General features: G+C 68.0%; 16 protein-coding genes and 4 pseudogenes. 13 read left to right on the top strand and 7 right to left on the bottom strand.

The annotated features are described in order from the left end of the window. The first annotated feature begins 582 nt into the window (after positions 1-582). The gene (locus tag BMY89_RS29000; RefSeq protein WP_092383583.1) at positions 583-1,197 is read left to right on the top strand and encodes a GNAT family N-acetyltransferase; all 615 of its coding nucleotides are present in this window, start codon (positions 583-585) and stop codon (positions 1,195-1,197) included. 176 nt (positions 1,198-1,373) lie between these two features. Here the strand turns inward: BMY89_RS29000 and BMY89_RS28995 are convergent, their stop codons facing one another. Next, the gene (locus BMY89_RS28995; RefSeq protein ID WP_092383581.1) at positions 1,374-2,888 is read right to left on the bottom strand and encodes a DUF4419 domain-containing protein; all 1,515 of its coding nucleotides are present in this window, start codon (positions 2,886-2,888) and stop codon (positions 1,374-1,376) included. A gap of 512 nt (positions 2,889-3,400) precedes the next feature. On the opposite strand from BMY89_RS28995, the gene BMY89_RS28985 reads away from it, so the two are divergent. From BMY89_RS28985 to BMY89_RS28970, 5 genes and pseudogenes are all read left to right on the top strand, one after another. Then, a complete protein-coding gene (locus tag BMY89_RS28985) occupies positions 3,401-3,775 on the top strand; it encodes a RusA family crossover junction endodeoxyribonuclease (RefSeq protein ID WP_170147805.1) in 375 nt (124 codons plus the stop codon). A 479-nt stretch (positions 3,776-4,254) separates the two neighbouring features. After that, positions 4,255-4,968, top strand: a complete 714-nt coding sequence (locus BMY89_RS28975) for an alpha/beta hydrolase (RefSeq protein ID WP_092383575.1) — start codon at positions 4,255-4,257, stop codon at positions 4,966-4,968. 29 nt (positions 4,969-4,997) lie between these two features. Then, the gene (locus tag BMY89_RS31665; RefSeq protein WP_443673930.1) at positions 4,998-5,201 is read left to right on the top strand and encodes a DUF7710 domain-containing protein; all 204 of its coding nucleotides are present in this window, start codon (positions 4,998-5,000) and stop codon (positions 5,199-5,201) included. Positions 5,202-5,292: 91 nt separating this feature from the next. Continuing rightward, a pseudogene (locus BMY89_RS30640) lies at positions 5,293-5,419 on the top strand. A 111-nt stretch (positions 5,420-5,530) separates the two neighbouring features. Next, positions 5,531-5,998: a hypothetical protein gene (locus tag BMY89_RS28970; protein ID WP_092383573.1), complete on the top strand. Its 468-nt coding sequence runs from the start codon at positions 5,531-5,533 to the stop codon at positions 5,996-5,998. A gap of 101 nt (positions 5,999-6,099) precedes the next feature. Here BMY89_RS28970 and BMY89_RS30175 read toward each other — a convergent pair whose 3' ends face one another. Beyond that, complete coding sequence (locus BMY89_RS30175; protein ID WP_139218044.1) at positions 6,100-6,288, bottom strand: hypothetical protein; 189 nt, start codon at positions 6,286-6,288, stop codon at positions 6,100-6,102. Positions 6,289-6,356: 68 nt separating this feature from the next. Beyond that, the gene (locus tag BMY89_RS28965; protein ID WP_092383571.1) at positions 6,357-7,277 is read right to left on the bottom strand and encodes an RNA polymerase subunit sigma-70; all 921 of its coding nucleotides are present in this window, start codon (positions 7,275-7,277) and stop codon (positions 6,357-6,359) included. Between the two features lie 137 nt (positions 7,278-7,414). Between BMY89_RS28965 and BMY89_RS28960 the strand changes: the two genes are divergently transcribed. The 5 genes and pseudogenes from BMY89_RS28960 (at position 7,415) to BMY89_RS28935 (ending at position 10,609) form a co-directional block, all read left to right on the top strand. Continuing rightward, the gene (locus tag BMY89_RS28960) at positions 7,415-8,122 is read left to right on the top strand and encodes a DUF899 family protein (RefSeq protein WP_092383569.1); all 708 of its coding nucleotides are present in this window, start codon (positions 7,415-7,417) and stop codon (positions 8,120-8,122) included. Positions 8,123-8,129: 7 nt separating this feature from the next. Next, complete coding sequence (locus BMY89_RS28955) at positions 8,130-8,651, top strand: hypothetical protein (protein WP_092383567.1); 522 nt, start codon at positions 8,130-8,132, stop codon at positions 8,649-8,651. 164 nt (positions 8,652-8,815) lie between these two features. Next, positions 8,816-9,072 (top strand): annotated as a pseudogene (locus BMY89_RS28950) (transposase family protein); the annotation flags it as partial. Positions 9,073-9,748: 676 nt separating this feature from the next. Continuing rightward, positions 9,749-10,024: a BON domain-containing protein gene (locus tag BMY89_RS30635; protein ID WP_170147804.1), complete on the top strand. Its 276-nt coding sequence runs from the start codon at positions 9,749-9,751 to the stop codon at positions 10,022-10,024. Positions 10,025-10,120: 96 nt separating this feature from the next. Next, a complete protein-coding gene (locus BMY89_RS28935) occupies positions 10,121-10,609 on the top strand; it encodes a DUF421 domain-containing protein (protein ID WP_232521603.1) in 489 nt (162 codons plus the stop codon). Positions 10,610-10,618: 9 nt separating this feature from the next. On the opposite strand, the gene BMY89_RS31220 is transcribed toward BMY89_RS28935, so the two are convergent. From BMY89_RS31220 to BMY89_RS28920, 3 genes and pseudogenes are all read right to left on the bottom strand, one after another. Then, positions 10,619-10,954: a low temperature requirement protein A gene (locus BMY89_RS31220; RefSeq protein WP_232521602.1), complete on the bottom strand. Its 336-nt coding sequence runs from the start codon at positions 10,952-10,954 to the stop codon at positions 10,619-10,621. Positions 10,955-10,989: 35 nt separating this feature from the next. After that, positions 10,990-11,427: pseudogene (locus BMY89_RS31635) on the bottom strand (low temperature requirement protein A); the annotation flags it as partial. After that, positions 11,388-11,855, bottom strand: coding sequence for a VOC family protein (locus BMY89_RS28920; protein ID WP_092383557.1), 468 nt, complete (start codon positions 11,853-11,855; stop codon positions 11,388-11,390). The pseudogene BMY89_RS31635 and the gene BMY89_RS28920, both read right to left, overlap by 40 nt. A gap of 109 nt (positions 11,856-11,964) precedes the next feature. On the opposite strand from BMY89_RS28920, the gene BMY89_RS28915 reads away from it, so the two are divergent. Next, entirely contained in the window at positions 11,965-12,945 is a 981-nt protein-coding gene (locus BMY89_RS28915; protein ID WP_092383555.1) for a helix-turn-helix transcriptional regulator, read from the top strand. 89 nt (positions 12,946-13,034) lie between these two features. Here BMY89_RS28915 and BMY89_RS28910 read toward each other — a convergent pair whose 3' ends face one another. After that, on the bottom strand, positions 13,035-13,754 hold the full coding sequence (locus BMY89_RS28910) for a GNAT family N-acetyltransferase (RefSeq protein WP_092383553.1): 720 nt from the start codon (positions 13,752-13,754) through the stop codon (positions 13,035-13,037). 254 nt (positions 13,755-14,008) lie between these two features. Here BMY89_RS28910 and BMY89_RS31630 point away from each other — a divergent pair. Then, positions 14,009-15,272, top strand: a pseudogene (locus BMY89_RS31630) (IS256 family transposase). Positions 15,273-15,639 lie beyond the last annotated feature (367 nt).

Here is a 15,639-nt window from a genome sequence, read left to right as displayed (position 1 = left end):
TCCGGCATCGCCCACCTCCACAACATCATCCTGCTCGGCTGACACCAGCACCGTTGCCAGGCAACGCCTTCACCGAGTTACGAGACGTCCTTTAGCCAGCGCCGAGCAACGCGCCTTAGCCCGATTTCCCTCGCACGCATCAGCCGCCGAAAGAGCGACCCCGCCGGTCACCTCGACCAAGCCTGGCCGGGCTGCGGTCGTACCACCAGTAGATAAGTAGCCGCCGGTCGCGTGCTGGCCACGGTTCCGGGTCGCTCGGGCCAGGAGCCAACAGCTCCGTCAACGCAGCCAGCCCGAGGGCAGGTCGCCGGTTGCCGACCGTCGCCGCTGCCTCGGCCATCCACGCGACCCGGCCAACCAACGTCAAGTACCGGGCCGACCACCGACCAAGTATCGATCAGCAGCACACGCTTCTGCCGATGAGCGGACCGCCCAGTCGGACTCACTCTTTGGCCCCCGCCCAACACCCTTGGCATCGAATTCATCGAGACTTGGCTCGTCCGCGGCGCCGCAAGCGCCCATACCGGGAGGTGCCCGGCCGTAGCCGGCACGCGGCGATCGCTGATTGGCGATGATGGAGCCATGCCACTCCTCGTCGACCCTGCCCTGCCCGCCGGTTCCCTCCGGACCACCGGACAGCCCCGTCTCAGCATCGATGAGCACATGGCCCTACGGCCGTGGTGCAACGCCGACGCCGCGACTGTGCGGGCCGCGTTCGCATGTCCCGATATACAACGGTGGCATGTGCGCCGGATGGACAGCGACGACGAAGCGCACGGCTGGATCGCGCACTGGGCCGGGCGGTGGGCGAACGAATCAGACGCCAGTTGGGCCATCGTCCGCAGCACGGATGATCAAGTCATCGGCCAGGTTGGTCTTCGGACAATCATGTTGTCGGAAGCGTCAGCGCAACTTTCGTACTGGGTCCTGCCCGCTGCTCGCGGGAGAGGTGTTGCCGTACGCGCGGTCCACACGCTGACATCGTGGGCGTTTGGCACGCTGCGGATGAACCGGCTCTTCCTGGTCCACTCGATCGCCAACTCGGCGTCATGCCGGGTCGCGCACAAGGCCGCGTTCGGCATCGAGGGCACCCTACGCGGTTACCTGCGACACGCCGACGGGTGGCACGACGTCCACATACATGCGCGGCTGCGAACTGACGCCGGCACCCCTCCAGAGCCCGGCCAGGTCGAATAGTCGCTCGGCGACAGAAGCGGTTCTGCACGGCGGAAAAGAACCGTAGCGTGGCGCTCATTTGCCGCCGACCGGGTGTGCTGGCCGGCAGCACGGCGTGTTACTCGCTGTCGCCCTTTTCTGGCCGCCGGATCTGGAGGTCTTAGGGTCGTTTCCAGCTGTGGATGGTGTGTCATTGGTCAACGAGTGGGCCGGTCGAGCTGATTGAGCCGACCGGTTTCCAGGTGGGAGATGTCGCCGTCGGAGTCGAGGGCGGCGTCGAGCAGCTGCGCGAGGGAGGTGCCGTACACCGGGACGTCGGCGGGGTGGTTGATCAGGCGGAAGCGGGCGTCGAACTCGTCCGACCGTGCGGCCGTCATCACCTCGACTCGGCAGAGGATCCAGTGGGCCGACTGGGTTTCCTCGTCGAGGGCCGCGCAGATGCTCCGGCCGTCGGCAAGGTCGATGATCGTCAGGAGTGACTGCTCGTCGTAGCCGCGATAGATCCGGCGGTGCTCGGCAACCGGCAGCAGCCGCCAGGTGTCGAACAGCGTGGCGGAGCCGATGCGCTGGTAGAGCGCGACGACCTCGGCGGGCGCGGCGAGCAGGTGCAGGGGTTGCGGTGGTGTGGTCTCGTGGTCGCGCACGATCCGGTCGACCACGTCGTCGATCTCCACCGTCGCCGGCGTGAGGTACCAGCCGGTCACCGGCCGCAGTCCGCCGTTGTCGTCCTGCGCGACGCCGACCAGGCCGGCGTGCAGGGCGACCGTCCGGTTTTCGCCCGCCACCTGGTCGTTGACGTTGACGGTGGCCCGCGACAACGTCGCGGGGACCTGATCGGTGCGGATGCCAGCACCGTGATAGAAGCCGCGGCCGTCGGTCGTCACGTTACGCGGCTCGTCGATGGGCAACTCCAGCAACGGATTCGGCCGCTCCAGCACCCCCTGACCGCGAAGGTACGGGTATAGGCGTGCGGCCCAACCGGTCACCACCTCACCGCCGTACGCGTCGACCGGGTTGTAGATCCGCCGCCAGAACGCCACGTCCACCTCGCCTGCCGCGGCTCTGACGAACTGGTCGACGATCGGCGCGAGCGACCGGCACCACTTCTGCAGGCCGAACCCGGCGATCGCGTCCACCCGTGCGCGGATCTTCTGCCAGTCCGCCACCGTGCCGGTCACCGTGACCGACGGGATGCCGCACACGCACACCAGCCACAACGAGAAATACGGCGAGTAGGCGTCCAGCACGACAACTCGTCCCGCGACCCGGTCGACGTCAGTGCTGGTGGAGAAGTCGCACTCGAACACGCCCGCGTCGCTGACCTCGGTGCCGAGCAGTTTGTGAAACGACTCCACCACGTCCTGCCAGGACGCCGCGTCCTGCGGCATCGGCCCATCGACGGTCACGGTGAGCCGCCTGCGGCCCCTGTGACTCACCAACCGGGGACGCAACTCCTCGGCGTGCAGCCGAATGTGTTGGGCGACACCCTGCGCGATCGTCAACCACACCGCGTCGGGTGACAACACCAGCGGACGATGCTCGGCGAACGCCCGCCCGACGGCGTCGAGCAACGGATGCACCCCGTCCGGCACGAGCACCGGCAGCGCCGGATCACCGCCGAAAACCAACGCGTCACCGAACAGTTCACCCAATGGCCGGGTAGGCAGGCCCACGGTCGCGGGACTCACCTCGTCGACCCGGAAGGTCACCATCGCGCGACTCTAACGCCTCCTCGCCTGGACGCTAACCCGCATCCCCATGCGCCCGGCGAACGCTGACCACCGCATCGGCGGATGAAAACATCCCGAGATACTCGAACCACGCGTCGATCCTCGAAACGGGAGCGCCGAGGCATCAGCATCTGCCGCAGAGCGCGCGCGTCGCCAGCCGGGAGCCATTCACGTCGCGCCGGCTGCCGTGCGGCCCGCTGGCGTCCGCAAGCCAGTTGAAGAATCGCTTCTTACCATCTGGCGTCGCAGTACGGCTTCATGGAGCTCGGTGATCACTGGGACGACGAAGACGGCCTAGGGATCATCTACGAGGTCGATGCCCAGCGCCGGTAGTCGGACAAGGACATCCGCACATGCCGCTGGTCGCGCGGTGCGCGTGTCGAGGCATGGCCACCCTGCGGTTCGGAACTGCGTCATCCTCCCGCCTACCACTCGACATCCGAGTGGTCACGATGCCTTCCGGTCTACCGACCAGGGCGACCATCATGTCTGCCATGAGGTTCGAGACATTGTTCGTCGTGGACGTGCCTGGCCGGCCGGCGAGCTACTCGTCGGCTTCAGAGGCGGCTTGGAAGGCCGCGGTTCGCGAGGCGATCCGTCGAACCGGCTTGGGCCCGTGGACGGAGCGCTTCTCCGTGCTGGTCGAATTCCGTACGCCGGAAGCGCGGAACGCCAATGACGTTTGGGACCTCGACAACTTGATTAAGCCGACGCTGGATGCAATGGAAGGCGTCTTCGGCCTACGCCCATGGCGGGGGGCGGCTCAGGCGGCCGATGACCGAGTAGACCACCTGGAGGCCAGCAAGCGCACCGTCCGCAGCGGCGAAGTACCCGGGGCGCGGATCGAGGTCCGGCGGCTGGTGCAGTAGCGCGCTCATGCCGCCGACAGCGCACCACCTACCGGCTATCTGCCCAAGTTCCGTCCCTCGGGCTCCATCGACCGCAGCACCTCCATTGGTGTGCGGCCGGTTGCCCCAGCCAGTGCAGTGATCGCCGTCGCGGCGAGGGCGGTGAGATTCAACGCGTAAGCCAGGCCGTCGAGGCGAACCGCAGCGTCTGTGATGTTGTAGACGTCGGCGTCCTCGTCCGCGAGATATGCAGCGACACCGCTGACCGCAGTTGGGTACGCCTCGTCGCCCGATCGTCGCCGATTCCGCATCATGGATCGGAGTATCCCAACGAGCCCTCCAACACCCACGAAACGTCCGCTTCTGCCGCGGTGGCGCGCTCGGCCGCCACACTCAATTGCCGCAGGTCGGGCGCGGATGTCATTGGTGAAATCATCGGAGGCAGCCCATCCGCTGGCGTGGGGTGGCGGTCGCCCGGCGCCGTCGTGGATGGTGGACGCGTGAAGCTCGCGCTTGTACTCCTACACAGCCTGTTGCTGGGGCCCCTGACCTGGACTCCGGTGGCGGCCAAGCTGAGGGCACTGGGCGTGGCCACAGTGGTGCCGTCGATGGTCCACGTGACCGATGTCGACGAACCGCCGTTCTGGCCACAGATCGGCGCCGTGGTCAAAGACAGCGTCTCCCACCTACCGCAGGACCAGCCGATTGTGCTGGTTGCCCACAGCAACGCCGGTCTTGTGGTTCCACCTGTCGTACCGGCAGCCGGCCGGCCGGTCGTTGGGTGCGTGTTCGTCGACGCCAGTCTGCCCTCGCGTCGCGGGCCGACGCCTGCCGCATCACCCGAACGCCTGGCCTACCTGCGGTCGATCGCAGCGGAGGGCCGGTTGCCGCAATGGACGACATGGTGGGACGACAATACCGTCGCACCGCTGTTTCCCGATCCCCGGACCAGAGCACTTGTCTCAGCCGAGCAGCCCCGGCTTGCGGTGAGCTACTACGAGCAGCAAATCCCGGTACCCCCAGGCTGGGATCACCGGCCATGCGCGTACCTGCTGTTCGGCCCGCCGTACGACCGCATGGCGCAGGAATCACTGACCCGAGGCTGGAACGTCGCGGAGATTCCCGGCGGCCACCTCCATCAACTCACCGACCCTGACACGGTGACCGCTCACATCATCGCCCTTACCGCAGGGTGGCACTCACCAGCCGGATAAGCCGGTATGGAGTGTCATGATCTGCGGCGATGAGCAGCGGTGAGGATTCCGAATTTATCGCCCAGGCAAGTTCCCCGGCTCGTTCTCGTTCACGCCGCGGGGGCGCCTACGACGTCGCAGTCAGTGAAGGCCGCTTCACGCCATCAAAGGCGCACCACGGCACCTCGGACCGCGTCGCCGCCTTTGGTCCGGGGTTACACCACATCCACCTGACCGGCGGCCGTCGCGATTAACAGACGTCCGCTCACGGCCGCTGACATCGTGCTTGGACGCTGCCTGGAAACCCCGCTGCTCGGGTTGCGGGATAGCGCCCATGCTGCGTCTGGACCGGTGGCAGAGCCGGGTATTGCAGCACTCAGAGCCGTACGCCGGGCACGCACGGGCGACTCGAAGGTGCGTGGGGCCACTGGCGCGCCATGCCCCACCGGGGGTTCAAATCCCCTCCGGTCCGCCGGCATCCTGATCTGCCGCCATCCGCGTACAGCGAGTGGGCATGGCGTCCGGACGTTCTGACGATGGCCCGGACGTTGATGAGGGCATCAGGTAAGGCATCCTGGCTGCCGTGAGTGACGGATACATCCGTCTCATCCCGACGGACGTTAACTGGCAGCCTACCCTCGATGCCGCCGCTGCGGCCGTGGCCTACGTCGCTCGGCTGTTCTCCGGTCCCGACGACGACGTCGAGCATGTCGACCACGAGTTCTACGACAAAGTCACTCTGATCGACGCCGGCGAGAACACCACGCGGATCACATGCTCGTCCTGCCTCGCGGAGATCGATATGGAGTGGTTCTACGATCTGATCGAGGAGAGCAGCGAGAGTTTCGACAACTTGGATACGACGGTGCCGTGCTGTGGTGCAGTCGTCTCCCTGGTCGCACTTCGCTACGACTGGCCGGTAGGCTTCGCGCGATTTGAGGTGTGCGCCATGAACCCGACTCGCGCGAAGTACGAGCTCGATGCCCGGGAACTCGCCGACGTGGCCACCCTTCTCGGCCACCCTGTCACGCAGATCCTTGCCCACTACTGATCGGGCGGCTGCGGTGGGATGTTGGTGTTATCTGTCACGGTCGTCATACGCGGGGTGTATCTGCATGTCCTACCGCTCGTTCGTGGCCGGTGAGGCGCGGGTCAGGGGCCGAGTGGTTCACCGGCCGCGCCGCTGGCGGTGATCAGCGCGGTCAAGTCCTCTGGGGTGAGGTATCGGGTGTAGACGGGATCGCGGGTCAACTCCGCGCGAGTGCGGCCCCGCCAGCGGGACTCCAGGAACATCATCCGGCGCAGCAGCAGGGCGTGAATAGCGTCTCGGTCGAGTCGCACCCTCTCCCCCGGCGTGGTGCAGGCGCCGGAGCCGGGCGGTGCTGATGAGCCTGTTCGTGTCCGGAGAACTAGGGCTCGAGCGTGGCGGGCATGCTGAAGGCGGCGACGTGACGGGCACCGATGAAGGCGTTGCTCTCTACGATCTTCCCGTTCTCGATCCGGAGTACGTCGACGACCAACGCCTCGTAGTGCGGGCTGCCGGGCCGGCGGAGATAGTTGATCAGTGCCGGGCGGCCGTTGGCCGAGGTGGGGAACGTACGCCAGTCGAGCGGTCGGCCGAGGAACTCCGCGGCCGCGTCGATCCCGACGACCGGCGGCTCGGGCGGCATCGTGATCCGTACGTCATCGGCGAGCAGTGCCCGGATCGTCTCCGGGTCCTTCGCGTCGGCGTAGCGGCGCAGGATCTCTTCGTCCTCACTGGTGAGCTGCGGGCGGCGCCAGTCCTTCGGGTCCGACGGAGCGCGCCGCCGGAGGGTGTGGCGGGCCCGCTGGAGGAGGCTGTTGACGGCCGCTACGGCGGTGTCGAGCGCGGCGGCGATCTCCTGCGGCGTCCAGCCGTCGACGTCGCGCAGCACGAAGGCCACCCGCTGCCGCGGCGGCAGGTACATGAGCGCTGCGATCACGGCCAGCTCGACCGTCTCCCGGGCGGCGAGACCGATCTGCGGATCGTCGGCCAGCAGGGCGTCGGGATAGGGACCGAGCTCGGTGGACCACTCCAGCGGGTCACCATACGGTACCGTCCGGTGACCGGCCGCCTTGCGGCTGTCGAGAAAGACGTTCGTGGCGATCCGGTAGAACCAGGTGCGCGCCGACGCCCGACCCTCGAAGCGGTCGCGAGCCCGCCAGGCACGCAGGAAGGTCTCCTGCACCAGGTCGTCCGCGTCGGTGACGTTCCCGGCGAGGCGGTAGCAGTGCACGTGTAGCTCACGCCGGTGCTCGTCGAAGGCGCGCTGCAGCCAGACCGCCTGCTCATCAGGCGAGTCCGACATGTTATCTCCCCGAGGCTGAGTGGTCCTCACAACCGTACCGACGACCGCGGACCCCATCCGTCATCGGTCACCGATGACGATCGCCGACTCGGTCGTCTGTACCTGTGACCGATCCCCACTCCACGAAGGAGATAGCCATGACGGCAACCCCCGCGTCCAGCGCCGCCGCGCCCCCGGTCGTCGACCGGGAGACCTGGCTGCGCGAGCGCGACGAACTGCTGGTCCGGGAGAAGGCCCATACCCGCGAAGGAGACGCGATCGCAGCCGCTCGTCGTCAGCTGCCGATGACCTTGATGCCGCCGGTGACGGTGCGGGGCCCTGGCGGGGACACCCCGCTGGTGGAGGTGTTCGAGGGCCGCCGGATGCTCATCGCCTACTTCCACATGTGGCACGACGGCAAACCGTACGAGCATCAGTGTGAGGGGTGCACCTTCTCGACCTGTCACCTGCAGACGCTGGACTACCTGCACGCTCGGGACGTCACCTACGCCGTGTTCTGCGAGGGTCCCTACGACGAAAGTGCCCCGTTCGCGGAGTTCATGGGCTATAGGTTCCCCTGGTATTCGGCGAAAGACTCCGACCCGGCTCTGGCCGACGGTCGTGACTTCGGGTTCATCGCGTGCTACCTGCGCGACGGCGACGAGGTCTACGAGACCTACTGGACCACCGGGCGGGGCGTGGAGGCGTTGATGACCACCTACCACGCCCTGGACCTCACGGTGTACGGCCGGCAGGAGCACTGGGAAAACTCGCCTGAAGGCTGGCCGCGGGTCACCGGGCACCCGTGGCGTCTCAACGGTCGCCCCACCGCGCAATGGACACGCCCCGGCGTCGCACCGCGATGACGTCCTGATGATCGAGGTGATCATGCTCGGGTCGGCCGCGGTGTCAGCCTGCTGCTGCGTCGTGCCGCGGGCGGGCGCTTCCCGCAGAGCCCGAATGCTTGCGGGTGCGATGGTGGCTGTCATGGTCGCGGTGACTCTCGACGCCGCACCGGTTGTGCAGTACGCGGGCACGCTGCTGCTCCTGGTCTTGGCGGCGGCAATCGTCGTCGGCGATCCGACCGAGCGCGGCCCGGAGGTGGAGTGGCACCGTATGGCCGGGGCCGTGCTCATGGCGCTCGCCGTGCTGATGCATCAACACGGCGAATTGATGGCTACCCACCACATGGCCGCCGGGCCCCGGACGGACCACGGCACCGTCACCGACCATGACGCGGCGCTCGTGTTGCTACGCGCCGCCACGGCGGCTTACCTCTGCTGGATGGCGACCGCACTCGTCCGGCTGCGCAACCGACCGATCACGGACCTGCTCCGTTGGGAGCACCTGGCCATGGGGGCAAGCCTCGCGGCCATGATCTTCTTCATGAACTAGCCGAGTAAGCCAGCCGGCGGATCAAATGACGTTGGAGTACTAGTACTCCAGCCGACGCCGCGGAAGATAGCCAGTCGACTATCTTCCCCGGTCGGGGCTGTCTCGCTAACGGCTCTGTCTCACATTCGGTGGTGACCGAGGGTGGTCGATGTCGTTGAGGTCATGTGTGCAAGATCGGTGATCTTACGAAGATGGTGTTCTCGGGGTTGTCCCCGCTGGTGATCGACGACGTCACGGACGAGGGTGAGCGGATTCTGGTGCGGGCCCGGACCCCTGAGAGGCCTGTGGCCTGTCCGGGCTGCGAGGCGGTGACGGGTCGGTGCACGGGTATCACCAGCGGACTGTCGCGGACGTGTCGGTCGATGCTCGGCAGGTGGTGGTGCGGGTACGCGTGCGCCGTTTGGTGTGCCCGACGCGGGGCTCGGGCGGCGCGCAGGGTGGCGGCGCGGGCGAAGCGGAGGAACGGCACGGCCAGGAGAATGACCTGCCACCAGTTGCGTCGCCAGAACCGGCGGGCGTGATGACGGGCCAGCCATGCGCGTAGGGCGAACTCGGCCACGGACACCGCCCACAACACCCAACCCACCACGGTCAGGGCGGTGGACAGGGTGGGAGGTCGGGCAAGGGCCTGCCCGAGCACGACCAGCACGAAGAGCACACCCAGCGCGCCCATCGGCTTGTCGAGCCGCCGCGCGAGGCCGTGAAGCACGGCCTCCTTGGGCGACCGCTCGACGTCGGCGGGCCCCGCTCATCGCCGCCGCCGGGCGGCCCGGCAGTGGGTGGGCCGGGGAGCCTCACCTCGCGGCGGCGCTCGCGTCGTTGCCGGTGCCGCCAGCCGTATCGACTGGCAGCGCTTCGCTGGCGGACAGCGCCAGGCAGCGCGATCGGCGCATCACGTCATGTCCTCCAGGCGGTCGTGCGGGCGGAACCAGCCGCGCACTGGCTGGTTCCGCCCCAACCCATCAGCGGTAAACGTCGGACTGTCCGGCCTCCAGGGCCGTTACCGGGGCGGGCACAATTCGTCATCGGTTCGTCGTGTTGCTGGCCGTGGCCACAGGGTAGGGCAGTCGGAGGAGACCCGCCCCGAGGAGTCAGCCATGACCCACCCCTGGTTCTTCCCGCACGACCTGCCCGCGCTGTTTCACGCCGAGCCCACCACGGAGGACGGCCGGCTGGCCTGTCAGCTGCTCGCACGCATGCAGCGGGATCCGCGACTGCGCCACGAACGGATCTGCATCGAGGTGCAGAACCGGGTGGTGATCCTCGACGGCACCGTGCGTACCGCCGAGCTTGGCGCAGAGGCGGGCGCCCTCGCTTGGCGCACGCCTGGCGTGCACGACGTCAGCAACCGGCTACGCCGGCTGGACGGGTGACCTCGCCGGCCGGCTCTGCCCGTACCTGATCGGTCTTTTGCGGGTCCGGTGTCTGGGTATGTCAGCGCTATGGTGTGGAACGACCCTGCCGACCTGGTGCGCCTGCTTGTGATCGCGGCGATCGTCTACCCGGCGCTGGTGGTGATCCTGCGGGTATCCGGGAAGCGGACGTTGTCCAAGCTGAACGCCTTCGACTTCGTCGTCACGGTGGCGTTGGGTTCGACACTGGCGACGATCCTGCTGTCGCGGGACGTCTCGCTGGTGGAGGGGATCCTCGCCCTGACCCTGCTGGTGGCGTTGCAGTACGGGGTCGCGCTGCTCGCCGTCCGCTGGCCGCCGTCGCAGAAGCTGCTGAAGGCCCGACCGACCATGCTGCTGCGGGACGGGCAGCTACGGAGGCAGACCATGCGCAGGGTCCGGGTCGCGGAGAGCGAGATCCGCCAGGCCGCCCGCAGCCAGGGCGCCGGCGACCTGCACGACCTCGCGGCCGTGATCCTGGAGACGGACGGCAGCCTCAGCGTCATCACCCGCGCCCAGCTCGGTGATGGCAGCACTCTCACCGACGTGTGCGACGACGGACGCTGACCGGCCGGGTCAGAGACGCTCGCAACGCCACCCGCTGACGGCTTCCTCGATCACCTGCTCCTCCGCTCGGACCGACGCCTTGATCCGCGTCCGCGCGGCGGCACCGCTGAAGCGCTGAACCATCACGAGGGCGCCGCAGACCAACACGGGCACGGCCAGCGCGACAAAGGGGGGTGAGGCCGCCCACGCCGCTAGCGGACCGACGACGACCGCGGCGATCAGCGCGGTGGGCCGTAGCCGCCGGAACGTCCGCGCCGCGACGGCCACCCCTGCGAGGAGGTAGAGGGTGACGCCGCCGTACAGGATGGTGACGGCCGGCCAGGGCAGCGGTTCAACCTCGGGCATGGCCACCGCCTCGAGGACCAACTTGAGGTCCCGACGATTCCTACGATGGTGACGAAATGCAGGTAGGTGAAGACGTCACGGGCGAGCGTGATCCGCTCTGGGCCCCGGATGCCGTGCATGGCCTGCTCGACGCTGGGCAGTAGCGTGTCGAAGTACAGCCACCACAGCGTCGCCAGCAACGCGATGCCGAGCACGGATCCGGTGATCACCGGCGCGGTCAGGGCGAGCCGGTCGAACCGGCCCGGGCCGAGTCCCAGGGAGATGACCGCCTCTCCGAGGGCGATGATGACGATCAGTGCGTGCCGCTCCGCCCAGTGTCCGGCCGAGGTGACGGCCCAGCGGGCATACGGCAGGACCAGACCGACCGAGTACTCAACGGGACGAGGACACCCAGGTTGGGGTGGCGCCTCGTCCCGTTGCCAGCGTGCGGGGGTCAGGCGTAGGCGTGCGGGGCGGTGACGTCGAGGATCCATGTGATGCCGAAGCGGTCGGTCAGCATCCCGAACGCCGGCGCCCACTGCGCTGGGCCGTACGCCTCGACGACGGTGGCGCCATCGGCCAGCTTGTCCCACAGCGCGCCGACCTCTTCGACGGTCTGGCCGCGGACCGACAGGAAGAACGGCTCGCCGGTCAGCGTCATGCCGTTCTCGCGCCGGGTGGAGGGTGCTGGCGCGATGCCGGTTCCGGCCTGGCTGGGCACGTCGTAGGCCATGACGCGGAAGCGGTCGTCGGCTGCGACCTGACCCCAGACGACCTTGCTGGCGTCGGGCAGTTCCTTCGGCATTCCGAAGTCGCCGTACGTGATGACCATGATCTCGCCGCCGAACACCGAGTGGTAGAACTCCAGCGCCTCCCGGGCGTTGCCTCGGAAGTTCAGGTGGGCGGTGGTGCTGATGCTCATGAAGAACTCCTGTGAGAGTGGTGCGGTCAGGCCGTCCGGCCCGCGTCACCCCAAGGATCGGCGGCGTAGGTGACAGGTTGTGGCACCTACTCCGGGTACATTTCGCGTCGTGCCGAAAACCTCTGGTCGACTGCTGGCCCTGCTGTCGCTGCTGCAGACGCGCCGCGACTGGCCGGGCACGCTGCTGGCCGAGCGGCTCGACATCAGCCTGCGCACGGTACGCCGCGACATCGACCGGCTGCGTGAGCTCGGCTACCCCATCGCCGCCGTCAAGGGTCCCGACGGTGGCTACCGGCTCAGCGCCGGCACCGAACTACCGCCTCTGCTGTTCGACGACGAGCAGGCCGTCGCCCTCACCATCGCGCTGCAGATCGCCGCTACCACGCTGGGCGACGGCACCGGCGAAGCGGCAGCACGGGCGTTGACCACCATCCGGCAGGTCATGCCATCCCGGCTACGGCACCGCATCAACGCTCTCCAGATCACCGCCGTCGAACGGCCCGCCACCCGAGCGGCCGCCCCGATCGACGACGCCGTGCTCCTGGTGATCAGTTCCGCCGTGCAAGCCCGCGAGATCCTTCGCTTCGACTACCGCTCCGACACCACGGGCCAGCCCCGCCGCGTCGAGCCGTACCACGTCATCACCTGGGACGGACGCTGGTATCTCGTGGCGTGGGACCTCGACCGGTCGGACTGGCGCACCTTCCGCGCCGACCGGATGGCCCTGCGCATCCCCAACGGACCCCGGTTCGTGCCCAGGGAACTGCCTGGCGGCGACGTGACCGCCTTCGTCACCGGCAGGTTCCGTGGCGCTGACGACGGCAACCTTGGCTGGCCCTGCCAGGGCACCGTCATGCTCGACCTGCCGGCTGCCACCGTGGCCCGCTACACCCGCGACGGGATCGTCGAGGAGGTTGACTCGCACCGCTGCCGGCTCACCCTCGGCTCCTGGTCCTGGCCCAGCCTCGCCGCCGCCATCGCCCGGTTCGACACCGAGATCGAGGTCGTCGACCCCGCCGAGCTCTTCGACGCCTTCGGACAGCTGGCCCGCCGCTTCGGCAGGACCGCCGCCGGCCCCACCCGGAGCTGATTCGAGATGGGCATCCTGATTTGCCGCAGGTCGTGCGACTCGCGCCGCGCTCGGCGTCGTCGCCGTAGCCGGTGTTCTGGGGTGTGTGCTCAGGTTCCGATGCGGATGCTGAGTTGGGCGCCGAGCTGGCGGAATCCCAGCGCCTGCGCCACTCGGCGGGAGGGTTCCGGTCGCGCCCGCCACTGCGGCAGCAGATGGTTCGCCATGCCGTCCGCGGCTGCGACGGAGGCAACGGCACGTGCCAGGCCGCGCCCGCGGTGATTCGGCGCAGTGAGTACGCACATGTGGGCCACCCGCCCCGGCCAGCGTCGGTAGCCAGCCGCCGCGACAACGTGATCCCCTCGGCGCACCACGAACGCGCGGGAGGTGATATCGGCCAACCCGCATTCGTCGGCGTCGTCGGCCGGGACAGCGGCCAGGAGCCTGGCGAGATCGGCAGGTTCTCCAGGAACCACATCCACGGTATCGAGCCCAGCCGGCCGGTAGTCGCCTTCATCGAGGTAAGCCAGGCTCGCCGGGCCCAGCACCTCGGCGACCGGCAGGACTGCGCCCAGCCGGTCAGAGTCGGTCAGAACCTCGACCGGCAGACCCTGCAACACCTCGCGAACAACCCCGGCCCAACCGCCAGCCGGCACGGTGACGATGGCGGCGTCGCCCAACGCGACAATTCCGATCCAGCCCGGCGGGCAGAGCCACGATCCGGTCGACACGGCCACGTCCACGTCGCTGTCAGCGGGAAAAGCCATCGGAACACCAGCCATCTCAAGCCAGACCTGCCGAGCCCGAGCGAGCAACACATCACAGGCCATGGACGCATCCTCACGCCTGGCCCAGAGTTCACGCCATCGAGTTCGCAGCTGTCAGGGACCGCGCCCTCCCCTGCCGCCGACCGTGCGCGCCGGTCTCCTACGACTCGTCACCGTGCGTGAATCGACGGGCGAAGCGGGCAACCAGGGCCGGCGTGAGGCGGCGCCGGACTCGCGGGGACTGCGTAGATTTCCGTGTTTGACCTGGGTGTGGTCCGTTGGACAGGACGTTGATTTTGTCCGGGAAGGACCACGTCATGGCAGACAAGAAGAACGCTGTTCAGCTTCCGCAGCCGACGGCGGCGGAGGTGGAGTTCGCGCGGCAGCTGGTGGAGCGGGCCAAGGCCGACGGGGTGTCTCTGGTGGGGCCGGGTGGGCTCCTCGCGGGGATCACCCGGACTGTCCTCGAGTCGGCGCTCGATGCGGAGTTGGATGCGCACCTTGACGAGGTCGGCGTCGACGAGGAGTCGGGCCGGCGGTCCAACATTCGTAATGGTCATGGGGCGAAGACGGTGCAGACCGAGGTCGGGCCGGTGCGGATTCAGGTTCCTCGGGATCGGGCGGGGTCGTTCACGCCGCGGATCGTGCCGAAGCATGTTCGCCGGTTGGACGGGTTCAATGAGGCGATCCTGTCGCTGTATGCCAAAGGGTTGACGACCGGGGAGATCTCCGCGCATCTGGCGGATGTGTATGACGCCGACGTGTCTCGGGAGTTGATCAGCCGGGTCACCGACAACGTCGTGCAGGAGATGGAAGCCTGGCGGCAGCGGCCTCTGGACCGGATCTATCCGGTGGTGTTCATCGACGCGTTGGTGATGAGGATCCGCCAGGGGCAGGTCGCGAACCGGCCCGTCTACGTGGTGGTCGGGATCAGCCTCGACGGGGAACGTGACGTGCTGGGCATGTGGGCCGGGACCGGCGGCGAGGGCGCCAAACAGTGGGCCGGCTACCTCACCGAACTACGTAACCGGGGCGTGGAGGACGTGTTCATGGCCTGACTGCGACGGCCTCAAAGGCATGACCGACGCCATCGAGCAGGTCTGGCCCCTCGCGGTGCACCAACAGTGCGTCGTGCACCTGGTCCGGGCGTCCCTGCGGTATACGAATCGCAAGGACTGGCAGAAGATCACCCCCGCCCTGCGGGACATCTACACCGCTCCCACCGTCGCCGCCGCGGAGGCCCGTTTCGAGGCGTTCGCCACGCAGTTCGGTGACCAGTACCCGGCCGTCATCAAACTGTGGCGGACCTCCTGGCCGCAGTTCGTGCCGTTCCTCGACTACGACCATGAGGTCCGCAAGGTCCTCTACACCACCAACATCATCGAGTCCCTGAACGCCCGGTTCCGGCAAGCCGCCCGACGGCGCGGGCACTTCCCGACCGAGCAGGCCGCGATGAAGGTGCTCTACCTCGTCGTCCAGCAGCAACGCCGGGGTGGCGGGAGCATCACCGGCCGGGTCTACGGTTGGGCCAAGGCCCTCAACGCCCTGATCCTCGCCTACGGCGACCGGATCACCATCTAACAACCTCGATCACACCACAGGCCCAAACACGGAAATCGACACACTCCCGAGCCGCGAGCCGCGCAGCGGCCGACCGAATCGCTGATCCGGCTCGACCCCCACATCGCACAAGTCGCCCGATACATCGATGACTTCTTCGGGTTCGACCAATGGTTCCTCTTCGACACCCGGTGGGCAGCGGCAAACCCCGACCTGGCCCGCTCGCTGCTGCGCTACGCGGCCCACTGGGACCCATTCGAGGCATGAATCTCCACGGCTGTCCCGAGCTTGCCTGAAGCCAGGCCACCGCCCGCCACATCACCTGCACAGCCCCCGACCACGCGCGCCTTGCCGACCAGCGCCATCCGGACATGCCGCCGAGTGGGCG

The sequence above is a fragment of the Micromonospora phaseoli genome (assembly GCF_900109115.1).
GTDB lineage: Bacteria > Actinomycetota > Actinomycetes > Mycobacteriales > Micromonosporaceae > Micromonospora > Micromonospora phaseoli.
Note: the sequence above shows the minus strand (reverse complement) of the source record. Positions and strands in the feature narration are given on the sequence as shown.